Origin of the sequence: Amycolatopsis sp. WGS_07, assembly GCF_045278895.1 — a bacterium.
Taxonomy (GTDB): domain Bacteria; phylum Actinomycetota; class Actinomycetes; order Mycobacteriales; family Pseudonocardiaceae; genus Amycolatopsis.
This window is the reverse complement of sequence record NZ_CP136053.1, coordinates 10,028,693-10,043,583: the sequence shown is the minus strand read 5'-3', so window position 1 is coordinate 10,043,583 and position 14,891 is coordinate 10,028,693. Positions and strand designations below refer to the sequence as shown.

Below are 14,891 nucleotides of genomic sequence, written 5' to 3'. Positions count from 1 at the left end.
GGCCGGTCGGGGCGAAGCTGCCCAACGAGGTCGAACTGAGCAAGCTGCTCGGAGTCGGCCGGTCCACCGCGAGGGAGGCCGTCCGCGCCCTGATCTCGGCCGGCCAGCTGTACTCCCAGCAGGGCTCGGGCACCTACGTCGCCTCCGCGACCCCGCTGTCCGATTTGGACCGCAAACTGCGCAAGGCCGAGGTGATCGACGTGTACGAGGTCCGCGTCGCACTGGAGGTCGAGGCGGGCAGCCTGGCCGCGACCCGCCGCACCGCCGCGGATCTCAAGGCCCTCCGCAAAGCGCTGGCCGCCCGCGACCGCGTCGGCTCGCTGCCCAAACTGCTCGACGCCGACATCGCCCTCCACCGGGCAGTCGTCGCGGCGGCGCACAACCCGGTGCTGCTGGACGTCTTCGACTCCTTCCTCGACGCCATGCGCGCCGTCGCCACGAGCGTCACCACGCTGGACACCGCCGGGGAAAGCACGGACGATCTCCACCGAGCCCACCACGACCTGGTCGACGCCATCGAGGCTGGCGATCCGGAGGCCGCGGCACAGGCCACTCGCCGCAATGTCGAGCACACCTTGACCCGGCTACGTCAGGGTTAGCACCGATTCACCGGGTCTCCTGGGTCTGCGTGGCCGCCCAGCTGGCGAGGAGCTTGAGCCGCTCCTCAGACGCAGTACCAGGTTCGGCCGTGTAAGTGACCAGGTTGTGCACGGCCCGCCCGGACAGCGGCAGGTCAAGGGACTGGAAAGTCAGCTCCAACTGCCCGACGTCGGGATGCTGAAGCCGTTTGACGCCGTCATGGCGGATCAAGACGTCGTGCACAGCCCACAGCCCGCGGAATTCGGGGCTGAGGGTGCACAGCTCGCCGATGAGTTCGCGCAGCGCCCGGTCGTGGGGCTCGCGTGCGGCCTCGGCGCGCAAGAGCGCAGCGGTGGCATTACCAGCCGCGTCCCAGTCGGTGAAGAACTGCCGTGCGCCGGGGTCGAGGAAGATGTAGCGGGAGATGTTGGGGCGGCCGCGCTGGTCGGTGGTGGGGCTGTCGAACATCGGCGCGTGCAGGGCTCGGGCCAGCGGGTTGCTGGCGATGACGTCCGTGCGGCCGTTGCGCACGAACGCCGAGGACATCGTGATGGAGTCGAGCAGCCACTGGACCTGCGGCAGGACCTCGACGTCCTTGCGCCGCGACGGCGCGCGCTTCGCCGGCCGCGACGAACGGGCCAGGTCGAACAGGTAGGTGCGTTCGTCGTCGTCCAGCCGCAGGGCGCGCGCGACCGCGTCCAGCACGTCTTCGGAAACGCCGCCGATGTGCCCCTTCTCCAGCCGCGTGTACCACTCCGTGCTCACCCCGGCGAGGACGGCGACCTCCTCGCGCCGCAGCCCGGCGACCCGGCGGCGGGTGCTGGTCGGCAGCCCAGCCTGCGCCGGGGTGATCTTGGCGCGCCGGCTGGCGAGGAAGTGCCGGATGTCGTCGCGGTTTCCGGGCTGCTGGTCCATGTCCTTCACGGTAGCCGCTGGTCACGGCGCGAGGGGGTTGAGCCGGTACCCCCGATGAGCGCGACCTTCTCCGCCCGCGGCGCTCGGGATCTCCTGGAGATCGACCTTCCACGGCTGAAGAACGGAGACAGGGAACATGACGAGCGTGGCACTGGGCACGTGGGCCTGGGGAGACAGCGGCGAGCCGGGCGACGGCTATTTCGGCAGCCAGTTGACCGAGTCCGGACTGCGAGAGGTCGTCGACAAGGCGCACTCGAACGGGTTGACCCTGTGGGACACCGCGGTGGTGTACGGCATGGGCCGCTCGGAGACCGCCCTCGCGCAGGCGCTGAAAGGCTACGCTCGCAGCGAGTACCAGCTGTCGACGAAGTTCACGCCGCAGGCCGCGGGCGACGGCGACGATCCGGTCGCGGACATGCTGGAGCAGAGCCTCGACCGGTTGGGCACGGACTATGTGGACCTGTACTGGATCCACAACCCCGCCGACGTGGCCCGCTGGACGCCGCGGCTGATTCCGCTGCTGCGGAGCGGCCGGATCAAGCACGTCGGCGTCTCGAACCACAACCTGAAGGAGATCGCCCTCGCCGATCAGATCCTCGGCGAGGCCGGCTTCCGCGTGGAGGCGGTCCAGAACCACTACAGCCTGCTGTACCGGAGTTCCGAGCGCGCGGGCATTCTCGAGCACTGCCGCGCGCACGACGTGCGGTTCTTCGCCTACATGGTCCTCGAACAAGGCGCGCTGACCGGCAAGTACAGTCCGGCCAGCCCGCTGCCGGAGGGCAGCAACCGGGCAGCCGTGTACAACGGCATCCTGCCCCAGCTACAGGCGCTGACGGACCGGATGGCAGCGATCGGCGCGGAGGCGGGCGCGTCCGCAGCCGACGTCGCGACCGCCTGGGCCATCGCCAAGGGGACCACCCCGATCATCGGAGTCACGAAGGCGGCTCACGTCGACGGTGTGGTCCGGGCCCGCGGCATCGCGCTCGCCGACGAGGAAATCGCGGAGCTGGAGGCACTGGCGGACGCCGCGGACGTCGACACGCGCGGCAGCTGGGAGCGCGAGATGGAGGTCAGCTGAGCGCTTGAATCCCGGTCGCCGGCTTCTCCTGGCTGGCCGCCCACGACGTCAACAGGGCCAGCCCGTCCGCGGCCGGCGTGCCAGCGGGCGCGGTGTAGACGTTGAGGAGCAGGCCGGGCTCGGCGTCCATCGACTCGACGTCCAGGTCGAGCTGGCCCACGACCGGATGGTGCAGCCGCTTGCGCCCGGACCGGTGGAGCCGGACGTCCTGAGCGGCCCACCGCCGTCGAAACAGTTCGCTGCGCGTCGACAATTCGCCGACCAGAGCGATCAGCTCCTCGTCGTGCGGATTGCGACCGGCTTCCATGCGCAGTTTCGCGGCCACATCACGGGCGACGCGGTCGTAGTCAACGAAAAACGCTCTCGCCGCTTCAGACTCCAGATACACGAACCGCGCGGTGTTGGCCGGCCGTCGAGGGTCGGCCAGCACCGGCGAATACAGCGCGCGGGCAAGGTGATTCGTGGCCAGCACGTCATAACGGCCGTTGCAAATCCACGCCGGCGCGTCGGTAATCGCGTCGAGCACCCGCTGAAGCGCCGGACGCACCGTCGCGGCGGGTCGTCGGCGGCGTGGTGCCCTGGACTGCCGCGCGAGGTGGAAGAGATGATCGCGCTCGGCCTCGTCGAGCTGCAAGGCAGAAGCCAACGCGTCGAGCACCCCGTCGGAGGCCCCGGCGAGACTGCCGCGCTCCATCCGCACGTAGTAGTCGACCGATACCCCCGCCAGCAGGGCCACCTCTTCGCGCCGCAGACCTTTGACCCGGCGGTTCCCGCCGTAAGCGGGCAGCCCAGCCTGCTCAGGCGTGATCCGCGCGCGACGCGAGGTCAGGAATTCCTTGATCTCAGTGCGCTCGGCCACCCCCTCACCATAAGCCCTGCTCACCCGGCGAAGGGAGGCCCCGCCAGTACCCCTCAGGTCCCCGACGCGGTCGAGGCGATGCCACCGTCGACCGGGATAACGGCACCCGTGAGGTAAGCCCCGGCCCGGCTGGCGAGGAACACCGCGATACCCGCCATGTCGTCGTCGCGCCCGAGCCGCCGCAACGGAGCCTTCGCCGCGATCTGCTCGCCAACGGCCTCAAGCGTGCCCGCCATCATCTGCGACGGGAATGGTCCCGGGGCGACCGCGTTCACCGTGATGTGCTGTGGGCCCAGTTCCCTGGCCAGCACCCTGGTGAGCTGATGAAGCCCCGCTTTGCTGCTGGCGTAGGAATAGTTGGGCGACTCGGCGACGTGAATGGCAGCGATACTCCCGACGTTGATGACCCGCGCGGGATCCTCCGCGCCGCCCGCCCGGCGAAGCGCCGGAAGCAGCGCCCGCACCAGCCAAAACGGCGACTTGAGGTTGAGATCGAGCACCGAGTCCCAAGCCTCGTCGGGGAACGTCTCCAGCGGCTCGCGCCACATCGCGCCCGCATTGTTGACGAGGATGTCCAGCTTTTCCGACTCGGCCTGGACAAGATCAGCGAGACGCTGACACTCATCGTGCCTGGACAGGTCGGCGGGGATGGCTTGAACGTCGCCGAATTCGGACAGTATTTTTTGTGCTTCGGTGCATGCGTCTGTGGTGCGTGAGCTGATAACGACGCGGGCGCCTGCCTGGAGAAGGCCGCGCGCGATCATCATCCCAATGCCTTTGGTGCCGCCGGTGACAAGTGCGTACTTCCCGCTCAGGTCGAAAAGGTCTGAGTGAGTGGTGACCATTGGTCTTTGTTCCTTTTGTTGTGGAAGCGAGCCGACTCAGGTTGACAGGAGTTCTGGGCGGCTGGGAGACCCTGGCGATACAGGTACTGGGAGTGCCACTCAGAATTTGAAGGGCGTTCGCGCTAGGCATCCGCGGTCAAAGCGCGGCGAGGACGCGGTACCGGTCTGTGATCGTGCGCCGGCTTACTCCGATGTCGATGCTGAGCCGGTCGTGTCCGTGTGGCATGCCCGACAGAAGCGGCGACGCCTGCCGCCACGGCGGTTGGAGCTGCGGCGGTACGAACAAAACGTGTGCGGTTGCACCAAGTCTCCGCGTGCTCCTGCCAATCATGGGTTCGCTCGTCTTCGGCCGGGCACCACCAGGCTGCGCCGAGGAACCGCGGTGCGTCGGGAAGCACGGGACACGGAGGCGGTGCCACCGGGGATGACTTTTGGGAGTGGATCGGTGCAAAGTCAAGAAGCGCTTGGAGACCGTTTGCGAGTTTCCGAGTCGAAGGATTCGTGGACGGCTGTTCCGCGATCCCGACGTCATCGGGCGCATCAAGGGCATGGCCGAGGTCCGGATCTGGTTCGTGCCCAGCGGTGCCGCGGTGGGAGGCACCGCCCTCGCCGTCGCTGGCGGTGCTCGCTTCTGGGCGGATGAGACTGGTGGGGATGGAAGGTCCTATACGCATGTGCGTCTTCGTGGAACTATGGGCTTCAAGACGGTAACATCAACCATCGACAATTCGAGAGAGATCGAAAATAAGTGAGTCAGTCTGAGGTTGCGCGGGCGATCGGTGATTCATTGGCGAGTCAGGCTATCGACTTGGCCTCTTGCGGCGTGTTTGAGCTAGCTTTTCCGATTGGTATAGCCAGTGCTGTCCTTGTGGAACTTCTGGATAGCGGAATGTCGGTCTTGGGTGGCGATCTATGGGTCACGGATGCGCGGGGCGAATTGCGACCAGGTTACGATAACTGGCACGTAAATTGGGAAGATTTTTCAGCTAGGGAGGATGCTGTGGAAGCTGTCGATCGAGCTGCTGGGGAGTTTTTTAGGCGAAATGGCGACGATCATAGAAGTATGGTCACATTCGTTGTTTCGAGTTAGAGTGCTTCGGTCGTGTTCGCAATGGCCTATAGTCCACATAAACCCAGACTGCGCCCGCGTCGTAGGTGATCTCGGTGAAGTCGGAGCCAGCGGTGACCAGCTACGGGTCTAAAGGGCTGAAAACATCCGACTCGGTCCCGTGCGCCGCAGGGCCGTTCGGGCCGTGGCACCGGGTGGGGAGCATCGGCTCAGGCGGGCCAGAGCACTGCGATGAACATGGGCCTCAGCGGAGGCTGCGCATCACCGCTAGAGCTTGTGCGCTGGCGCGGGGGAGTAGGGCGGGCCGCTCGGACGCGGTTCAAGTGGTGGCGTCCAGGGCTGCACGTGGTGCCGTGGCGAAGGTCCCTCGTCCGGCGGCGCAGGCTCCGGCCGTGAAGCTGCGCGAACTTCGAGGGGCTTCGATTCGAGCGTTCGGACGATCGCGCTGGCTGTGCCTCTGCGGAATAGTCCGTGATTATGCGCAACCGCAATCCTGAACGCGTGATCGAGCAACGCATCGCGAGTCATGTCCAAAGGGGTGAGCCGGTACGTCTGGCATCAGTGGCAGCGACGACCATCATGCGGGTCCTGCTCGGCCGAGCGACTCCACAGCGCGGACGAGCACCGCTGTTTCATCTGTGTGACGCGCGCATCAGCGGTGCGCTAGAACTGCGAAACGCGGACGTCGAAGTCCCGCTCGTGTTCGAGAACTGTACGTTCGATGAGCCGGTCGCGATCGGGGACAGCGATGTCAGGCTGCTGGAGTTCCGCACGTGCACGATGGCCGCGTTCGATGGACGATCTCTGCGGATAGCACGCGACCTTGCTCTGACGGACACGCGTATCGGATGGATCGACCTGTTCGGTGCGCGAATTGACGGGCAGCTCTGGCTCACTGGGTCGTGCGTGCGGGGGACCAGGCAAGAAGCCCACGCTATCAATGCGCCGAGCCTCCGCGTAGCAGGCGGCGTCTATGCAAATCGCATGGAAGCTTTGGGCGCCATCAACCTTTGGGGAGCCGAAATCGGTGCCTCTCTGGAACTCTGCGACGCCACCCTCTCCTCCGGACGCTTGCCGGCGTTGCGTGCATCCAACCTCCTTGCGCGGCTGGATGTACGCATCGTGAGTAGTCGAATCGACGGGGGTATTGATCTGTTCGGCGCGCGTGTCGGCGGCGACCTTTGGCTTACCGGCACAAAAGTAGGGGAACGAGAAGGCGGTTACGCGATCAGTGCACCCAGCATCAAGGTCGCAGGCGGCTGCTACGCCCGCGGCCTGACGGTCTGCGGCGGCTTGAACCTGTGGAGCGCTGACATTGGCGCTGGCCTTGAACTCGACGGGGCTAACCTTGCCGCCGACGGTCGTCCGGCTCTTCGTGCGCCGAAGATAGCTGTATCCGGCGATGTCACTGTCGGGTATGGAGCGAGGATCGGCGGAGCGGTCGATCTCGACTCGGCGACCGTCGGCGGGGGTGTGAAGCTGACCTATCGAGTGGACGATGAGCACAGGCTGTCTCTTTTAGAAAGCCGCCTCAACATACTCTGTCTAGAGGTTCTCCCCGCCGATCTGGCACGGATCAATCTGTCTGGTTCGGTTGTCACCTCGCTGGTGGACAATCAGAAATCTTGGCCCAAGGTACTCAATGTGGATCGAATGACGTACGAGACGCTTCGCCCACTGTTGCCTGCGAAAGAACGCATCGCGTGGCTGAAGCGCGATGAGGGCTCGGATTCACCGCAGCCGTACGAGCAGCTCGCGCGGCAATATCGCGAAGCCGGTCGTGATCACGATGCTCGCACGGTCCTGCTTGCGAAGTGCCGCGATCGGACGCGCCGGCAACGTTTCCTCCCCAAGCTTTGGGGGTTTCTTCAAGATGTCACCGTCGGGTACGGATACCGGCCAGTTCGTGCCTTGGCCTGGCTAGCCGGATTGACCATAGTTGTGGCCGTCTGCAGCACCGTCTGGAGACCTCACCCCGTTACCGGATCGGCTCCTCCGTTCAACTCTGCTGTTTACGCGCTCGACGTCGTTCTGCCGATACTTGACCTCGGGCAGGAAAAGTCCTACACCGCTGTCGGTATCGGGCGCATAGTCGTGTGGATTGCTGTCCTTGCAGGGTGGCTCCTGGCTTCAACGGTCATTGCCGCCGTCACCCGAACCATCAGTCGGAATTGAACGAGGCTGCTCGCGTGTGGACAGTTGGCGCGTTCGGCCTGGAGCACCTCGAGGCCCGGCAGAGGTCCCGCGGGTGCTCGGTTCGGGGCAGAGAACAGCAGGGCACGTCGACGCCAGCAGTTTCGAACACAAGACCTGCTGCGTCGGCGAGGACGAGCGGGCCTGCGTCCCTCCGGCCTAGTGGCGCCACGACCGAGAAGCGACCCTTCCGTTGTCGGTAACTCTTGGAGCACAGAAGGTCCTCTGACGCGTCGATCGGACGGTGCCGCTCAGCGGACCATCCTTTGCGGCCAGCCACTACCGTGAGTTGATAACAACTTGATCATCCGGTCTAGACCAATCGGCACAACGCTTGCTCCGTCCGGCGGCTCAAGCGGGCGCGACATCGCGGTTCTATTGCGGCAATACGGACATCTGGCGACATTGTCGAGGTTCTGACCAAAGTGGTCACCCGAACGGCGGCTTTGCCGTTTCTCTACAGTCGTGGATTCTTCTCTTTACTTTCCGGTCGTGCGGGTCGGGGGACGCGCGCTGACCAGGCCGAGGGGGCCACCTTTCGTGAAGCGTCGAAGACTGGCGCGCGGGTTCAAGCTGCGCGTTTTCGGGTTGGTCGTGGTCCTCCTGGCAGGAGTGCTCGGGATCGTCACGGCGAGCACGCCAGCAAAGCCGAATGTCACCCCAGTGGATTCCGCGGCTAATGCGGTCGCGGCGTTCGCGGCTGCCCGGAAGCAGGGCACGCAGGTTGAAGTGGCGGACCAAACCACTGAGACCAAGCGAGTCTTCGCTCAGCCGGACGGGCAGTCGACCGCGGAACTGGCTTCCATGCCCGTGCGCGTGCGGCACGGCAACGGTTGGGTGCCAGTGGATGCGACTCTCGCCAAGTCTGCCGACGGGGCGGTCCGGCCACAGGCGACGGTGAACGACCTGTCGTTCTCCGCCGGTGGCGATGCTCCGCTGGTGACGCTTGGCAAGGGTGACAAGAAGCTGTCCTTGGCCTGGCCGCACAAGCTCCCCGCCCCGGCTCTCGAGGGTCCGAACGCGACGTACCGTGAGGTTTTCCCTGGCGTCGACCTCGTCATGCAGGCGGTCGCGGACGGCTATAACCAGCGGCTGGTCGTGAAGACCGCGGAGGCGGCCAAGAACCCGGCGCTGCGCGCGATTTCCTTCAAGCTTTCCGCAGCTGGCCTCTCGGTCAGCAGCGACGACGCAGGACGGATCAAGGCGACCGATCCGTCCGGGAAGATCGTCTTCGCCGCGCCCTCGTCGTCGATGTGGGACGCTCGCGGACCCGAGACAGCCAGGGCCCAGGTTGGAGCGTCCGTCAAGGATTCGATGCTGGTTCTCCGTCCTTCGACCGCGATGCTGGATGACCCGTCGACGCCCTTCCCGGTAGTGATCGACCCCGACATGCGCGGCTGGAACCAGTCGATGTGGGCGAAGGTCTTCTCCGGCAAGCCCAACCAGACCTACGTCAACGGGACGAACGACGCCGACGCGTGGGCGAAGGTCGGCAACTGCGATTTCGCCGGCTGCAACGGCATCGGCTTGGCGCGGACCTACTTCCAGTTCGACACGACGTTCCTCGCCGACAAGATCATCAACGACGTGCACTTCGACACCACAGTGGTCTACGGGCCGCAGTGCAGCACCAACAATCACAAGCTGTTCCTCGCCGGGGCTGGGCTTTCGTTCGGCACCACCTGGAACAACATGCCCGGCGGCGGCCAGGTCGGTCCGGACGCGCAGGTGCCGAGCAACTACGCGGGCTGCGAGGGCTACAAGGGTGTCGGGTTCGACCTCAATCCCGGCGATGTCCGCCCCGGCACGGTGAGCAACTACTACCTGCAGGCGGGTAACGAGGGCGATCGTGCCTGGTGGCGCAAGTTCGACGTCCCGACGACCTTCCTCCGGGTCTGGTACAACAGTCGGCCGAATTCGCCGTACGAAGTGAAGACCGATCCGCCGTTGCCGGCCCCGTGCAAGTGGTGCGGCGGCAAGCCGTACGTCGGCGACAGCTCTGTCCGGCTGCTGGCCAGGCTGTCCGACCCGGACGGCAACGATCAGCTCAAGGCGATCTGGGACATCTACGGCGGCCCGGCGGTCGACCACCGGGAGCCGGACATCTACCAGGCGTCCGGCGCGTTCGCGAGCACGACCGTCGACTTGTCGGGTCGCAACGGCCAGTCAATCACCTGGAAGGTGACCGCGTTCGACCGTGCCGACCGCGGACTCTCCACATCAGGACCCGCATTCGTGGTCGACCAGGTCGGAGTGGACAAGCCTCCCGCAGTGTCCGCGCCGGTGTACCGCGAGGACAACACCTGGCACGGCGGTGTCGGGGTGTCGGACACCTTCACCTTTACCGCGAATGGCGTCGCTGACATTGACCATTACCTCTACGGCTGGAACAACGCACCCTCGACCAAGATCGACGCGGACGCACTGGGCGGCAAGGCATCGGTCACCCTGGCACCTCCGGGAGACGGGCCGCGGGACCTGTATGTGCAGAGCGTCGACCGGGCAGGCCACCGCAGCCCGGTGAAGGCGTACCACTTCTATGTCCGGGCAGGGAACGGGCCGCTCGCCCAGTGGTCGTTCGACGGTTCCCCCAAGGACTCCGCGACGCTCGGCTTCCGGGACGCGACGCTGCACGGCGCTCCTTCGTATGTGCAGGGCTCGATCGGGTCCGCGTTGAAGCTCAACGGCTCGAGCGACTACGCGACGGCTCCGGTTTCGGCGAGCACTGCCGCCGGATTCACGTTCGCGGGCTGGGTGAACCTCGCGACGAAGACGTCGAACTGGGAAACGCTGCTCAGCCAGAACGGCAGCGCCGCGACCATGGTGCGACTCGGCTACACCGGTACCGGATCCGACAAGTGGGCGATAGAACTGCGTCCGTCGGACTCCGCGTCGGCCGCTCCGACGACGATCCTATCGCCGGAGAGGGCAGCGTCGGGTACGTGGACGCACCTCGCCGGGGTGTACGACGCGGCGGCGAAGAAGGTGCGGCTCTACGTCAACGGCGACTTGGCGGGGACTGCGGACTGGACCTCGCCGTGGGCCGCCAACGGAGAGTTCGCCTTAGGTCGCAGCACACCTTCAGGTACTGGTGCGGACTACTTCTCAGGCGCGATTGACGAAGTCCGCACGTACGACCGGGCACTGGGCGATTCGGAAGTGAAGTCGATCGTCACGCTCGACAACGTGACAGCTGGGTACTGGAACTTCGACGACGCCGAGGGCACGACGGCCCGCAACAGTGCGGCGGGCGGCGAAATGGCCGCACTCCACGCTGGCGCAGCGTTCACACAGCTGGGAGCCGTCAACGGCGCTCTCGCACTGGACGGCACGCAAGGTTTCGCATCGACTGCCGGGCCCGCGGTGCGCACGGACCAGAGCTTCACGGTCAACGCATGGGTGCAGCCGAGCAAGCTCGGCGACATGGCCGCAGTGTCTCAGGACGGGGTGAACGCCAGCGGCTTCTACCTCAAGCAGAACGGCGGAACCTGGATCTTCGGCATGAACGGCGGCGACGCCACCGGCGGCGCGGCCGCTGAGGCACGATCGGCCGCGAATACGGTTCAACCGGGCGTGTGGACGCATCTTTCGGGGGTGTACAGCAGTTCAGCCAAGACGCTGACGCTGTTCGTCAACGGCGTCCAAGCCGGAACCGCGTCGGCACCTGCCGCACCATGGATGGCGAGCGGCGCGTTCGTGATCGGCCGCGGACAGTACGGCGGGCCGACAGGCTTCTGGGCCGGGGCGGTCGATGAGGTCCGCGCGTACAGCCGCCCGCTCGGGGTAGCGGAGATCCAGGGCATCGTCGCGCAGAACAGTGTCCCCGCCGCCTCGTGGGCGCTGGACGGTGATGTGAAGGACGGCTCAGGCCGCGGCCTGAACGGCACTGTCGTCGGCAAGGTTGAGTGGACTCCGGGGCAGAACAACAACCCGGACCCCAAGGACCTGGCCGCGAACCTCACCGGCGCGGACGGTGCGGTGAGCGCGCCGCCAGCAGTTGACACCACGAAGAGCTTCTCGGTTACGAGCTGGGTCAAACTCGGCGTGAAGACCGCCGGGGTCGGCTCGGTGGTGAGCCAGAGCGGTGCTCGCGCCTCGTCGTTCATCCTCGGCTACACCGGCAGTGCTGCCGATCGGTGGGCTTTCGCGATGTGCGCCGCCGACTCCGACGCCCCGCCGGCAGTGCTGGTGCAGTCGGACCAGCCGGTACAGGCCGGAGTATGGACCCACCTCGTGGCGAGCTACAACGCCGCGACCAAGGAAATCCAGCTGTATGTCAACGGGACGCTTACCGGCACGAAGATCGTGAACACGGTGTGGAACGCGACCGGCGAGTTCGACATCGGCCGGGGGAAAGCCGACGGAGCCTGGGGAAGCCAGCTTTCCGGGGCCGTCGACGACGTCAAGGTCTACCCCCGTGCGCTGCTCAGCGACGAGATCCGCACTATGGCGGGCAAGGAACTCAACCTGGTGCACAAGTGGCAGCTCGACGAGTCGAGCGGTGCCAACGTGGCTGATTCGGCAGGCGCGCGGACGGGTTCGCTGAACAGTGGTGCGCGTCTGGTTACCGGACGGGTCGGCAATGCTGTCTTGTTTGACGGCAAGACTGGAGCGGCTTCGACCACCGGTGTCGACGTGCGCAGCGACGACAGCTTCACGGTGTCGGCGTGGGTGTACCTGGATCGCAAGAGCGACACTACGTCGAAGTTCACCGCGGTGAGCCTCGACGGCGTGCACACGAGCAAGTTCCGGCTCGGCCACGTGGCCGACGACATGTCGGCGTTCTGTTTCGACGGGATGTCGACCGACCCGAATGCCTGCGGCAAATGGGTATTCGAGATGTCTGGATCCGATGTGGACAGTCCGACGGTGGCCAAGGCCGCGGTGTCCACCTTGCCCGCGGAAATCAACACCTGGGCGTTCCTGACCGGCGTGTACGACAAGCAGACCGGCAAGACCTGGCTCTATGTGAACGGCAAGCGGGTCGGCGACGGAACGCTCGACTCCGCCTGGCAGGCGAGCGGCGGCGCGGAACTCGGCCGAGGAAAGGTCGCCGGTGCGCCGGCGCAGTTCTGGCCCGGTCGCGTCGACGACGTGCGGCTGTACTCGGGCGCACTGGACCGGGACCGGATCTTCGCGCTGTATTCCTCCTACCCGGCGCTGGACGAAACGCCGCCGGATCTGCCGACTGCCGACAAGGCGTACTGGAAGTTCGACGAGAACACCGGCACCGCGGCCGGCGATTCGAGCGGACAGAACAAGGCCGCCACGATGAAGGGCGGGGCCGAATGGTCCGGCGGGCGCAACGGCGCGGCCGTGTGGTTCGACGGCACGTCGGGTTACGCGGAAACCTCTGGCCCGGTGCTCGACACGACGAAGAGCTTCTCCGCGACGGCGTGGACGGTACTCACCGACGCCGGGACCCACGACTACGCGGTCTTGGGCCAGGACGGCAACCGGACCAGCGCCTTCCAGCTCCGCTACAGCGGCAGCACGGGCAAATGGACGGTGGCCGTACCGCAGTCGGACCAGGACAACCCGGCAGTCACGACGATCGTGTCGGACGTCAAGGTCTCACCGCGTGAATGGACGCATCTCGGTGTCGTGTACGACGCCGCAGCGCACGAAATGAAGCTGTACGTCAACGGTGCGCTGACCGCGATCCAGATCGGGGTGACGATCGGCGCGTCGAGCGGTCCGTTCACCATCGGCCGCAGCAAGTGGAACGGCCAGAACACGGGCTTCTACGCCCGGGCCGTCGACGACGTGCGCGTGTTCGGCAAAGCGCTCAGCGACGGCGAAATCCGACGGGTGATCGCGGACGTCTCCGAGGCGGACGCGGGGCAGTGGCACTTCGACAACGGCACCGGACGCGACTACTCGTGGCGGCACAACGACGCGACGTTGTCCGGCGGGGCGTCGATCGTCGCCAACGGCGTCATGGGCAACGCTTTGCAGCTCGACGGGACGAACGGCACCGCGACGACCTCCGAGGTGGGTGTGCCGATGACCCGAAGCTTCACGGTGTCCGCGTGGGCGAAACTGGCTCGCGCTGACCGGGTCGCCACCGTGGTGAGCCAGGACGGAACGCGGATGAGCGGGTTCGTGCTGCAGTACCGGCCGGAACTCAACCGCTGGGTCTTCGGCGCGGCTACACAGGACAAAGACGCTGCACCGCTGAACTACACCGCTTCGTTCCAAGTGCCTGAAGCGAATCGGTGGACCGCGCTTACCGGGGTCTACGACGCCGCTGCGAAACAGTTCCGCATCTACGTGGACGGACAACTCGGCGGCGTACAGAACAACGTCGCGCCCTGGCCCGCAGCCAAGGGTTTCGCCATTGGCCGCGGACTCGTGAACGGCAGCCCAGCAGAGTTCTTCCCCGGGCAGATCGATGAAGTTTCGACGCACTACGACGTGTTGTCCGACGACGCCATCCAACGGCGGGACAACTGGCCGGCGACTGCGGCCGGGCAGCTCGGACGGTACGTCGACGGCGCCGGGCGCAGGGCGACGGCCGCCACAGCCAATCCCGCACCGGCTGGTCATCATTTCGACCGGCCGCTGGGCCTGCTCATCGACAGCAGTCAGCCCAACACTCGCACGCTGTTCTCCTGCTACGCGGGCGTAGATGCCTTCACCTCGCCGGACCCGGCTTGCGAGGGCCAGTCGGTCGGCGGCCCGATTGGATCGGTGTACACCGTCCAGCCGACAAACATCGACACCGTCGCGGTCTACCGCTGCAACACCGGACCGGACCACTTCGAGTCGCTGGACGCGGCGTGCGAAGGAGCCACGGTGGAAGGGGTCCTGGGCTACACGCTCGCGTACGCGCCGCTTCTCCGCTACAACAACAGCACGACGGAGGACCACTTCAGCACTTCCGCCGGAGTGGCACCCGGATACTTCCTCGAGGGACCGCTGGGCTTTGTGTCGCTCGGTTCTCCTTCCGGCACTCAACCGCTCATCAGCTGCCGGCGGGACACTGACCAGTTCGCTTCGCTCGATCCCGCTTGCGGCGGGAAGACAGTGATCGGCGCGATGGGCCGGTTGTGGACGGCCGCCCCGGCAGGCGCCGAGGCGCATGCGATCTATCGGTGCTCCAGCCCTGCTGGCGAGTCGCTGGTGAGCGCGAGAGCCGACTGCGAGGGCTGGGTCGTCGACCAGCCGCTGGGCTACACGCTGGACAAGGTGCCCGACACGGCTCCGGTATTCCCAGCAGGTATCCGAGCAAGCTCCGCACTGTTCCTTCCGGAGAAGTCTGTCTCGGTCCAGGCAAAGACCGCTGTTTCGCCTGGTTGATCCGTCCCGAACCGCTGCGACGGCGGGTGGTCCCGCCACCCGCCGTCGCCC

General features: G+C 66.1%; 7 protein-coding genes and 1 pseudogene. 5 read left to right on the top strand and 3 right to left on the bottom strand.

Annotated features, from left to right (window positions below; genetic code table 11):
• Positions 1–17: 17 nt before the first annotated feature.
• Positions 18–80 (top strand): annotated as a pseudogene (locus RPX00_RS46975) (hypothetical protein); the annotation flags it as partial.
• Positions 81–164: 84 nt separating this feature from the next.
• Positions 165–599, top strand: a complete 435-nt coding sequence (locus RPX00_RS46970; protein WP_406635852.1) for a FadR/GntR family transcriptional regulator — start codon at positions 165–167, stop codon at positions 597–599.
• Positions 600–606: 7 nt separating this feature from the next.
• Here the strand turns inward: RPX00_RS46970 and RPX00_RS46965 are convergent, their stop codons facing one another.
• Complete coding sequence (locus RPX00_RS46965) at positions 607–1,494, bottom strand: helix-turn-helix transcriptional regulator (protein ID WP_406635851.1); 888 nt, start codon at positions 1,492–1,494, stop codon at positions 607–609.
• A 136-nt stretch (positions 1,495–1,630) separates the two neighbouring features.
• Between RPX00_RS46965 and RPX00_RS46960 the strand changes: the two genes are divergently transcribed.
• The gene (locus RPX00_RS46960) at positions 1,631–2,572 is read left to right on the top strand and encodes an aldo/keto reductase (RefSeq protein ID WP_406635849.1); all 942 of its coding nucleotides are present in this window, start codon (positions 1,631–1,633) and stop codon (positions 2,570–2,572) included.
• Here the strand turns inward: RPX00_RS46960 and RPX00_RS46955 are convergent.
• Entirely contained in the window at positions 2,565–3,431 is an 867-nt protein-coding gene (locus RPX00_RS46955) for a helix-turn-helix transcriptional regulator (protein WP_406635847.1), read from the bottom strand. The genes RPX00_RS46960 and RPX00_RS46955 overlap by 8 nt on opposite strands.
• 53 nt (positions 3,432–3,484) lie before the next feature.
• Positions 3,485–4,276, bottom strand: coding sequence for an SDR family oxidoreductase (locus RPX00_RS46950; protein ID WP_406635845.1), 792 nt, complete (start codon positions 4,274–4,276; stop codon positions 3,485–3,487).
• A 1,570-nt stretch (positions 4,277–5,846) separates the two neighbouring features.
• Here RPX00_RS46950 and RPX00_RS46945 point away from each other — a divergent pair.
• Positions 5,847–7,520 (top strand): hypothetical protein, encoded by a 1,674-nt coding sequence (locus RPX00_RS46945; RefSeq protein ID WP_406635843.1) that lies wholly within the window; start codon positions 5,847–5,849, stop codon positions 7,518–7,520.
• Between the two features lie 558 nt (positions 7,521–8,078).
• Complete coding sequence (locus RPX00_RS46940; RefSeq protein ID WP_406635841.1) at positions 8,079–14,840, top strand: LamG domain-containing protein; 6,762 nt, start codon at positions 8,079–8,081, stop codon at positions 14,838–14,840.
• Positions 14,841–14,891: the final 51 nt, after the last annotated feature.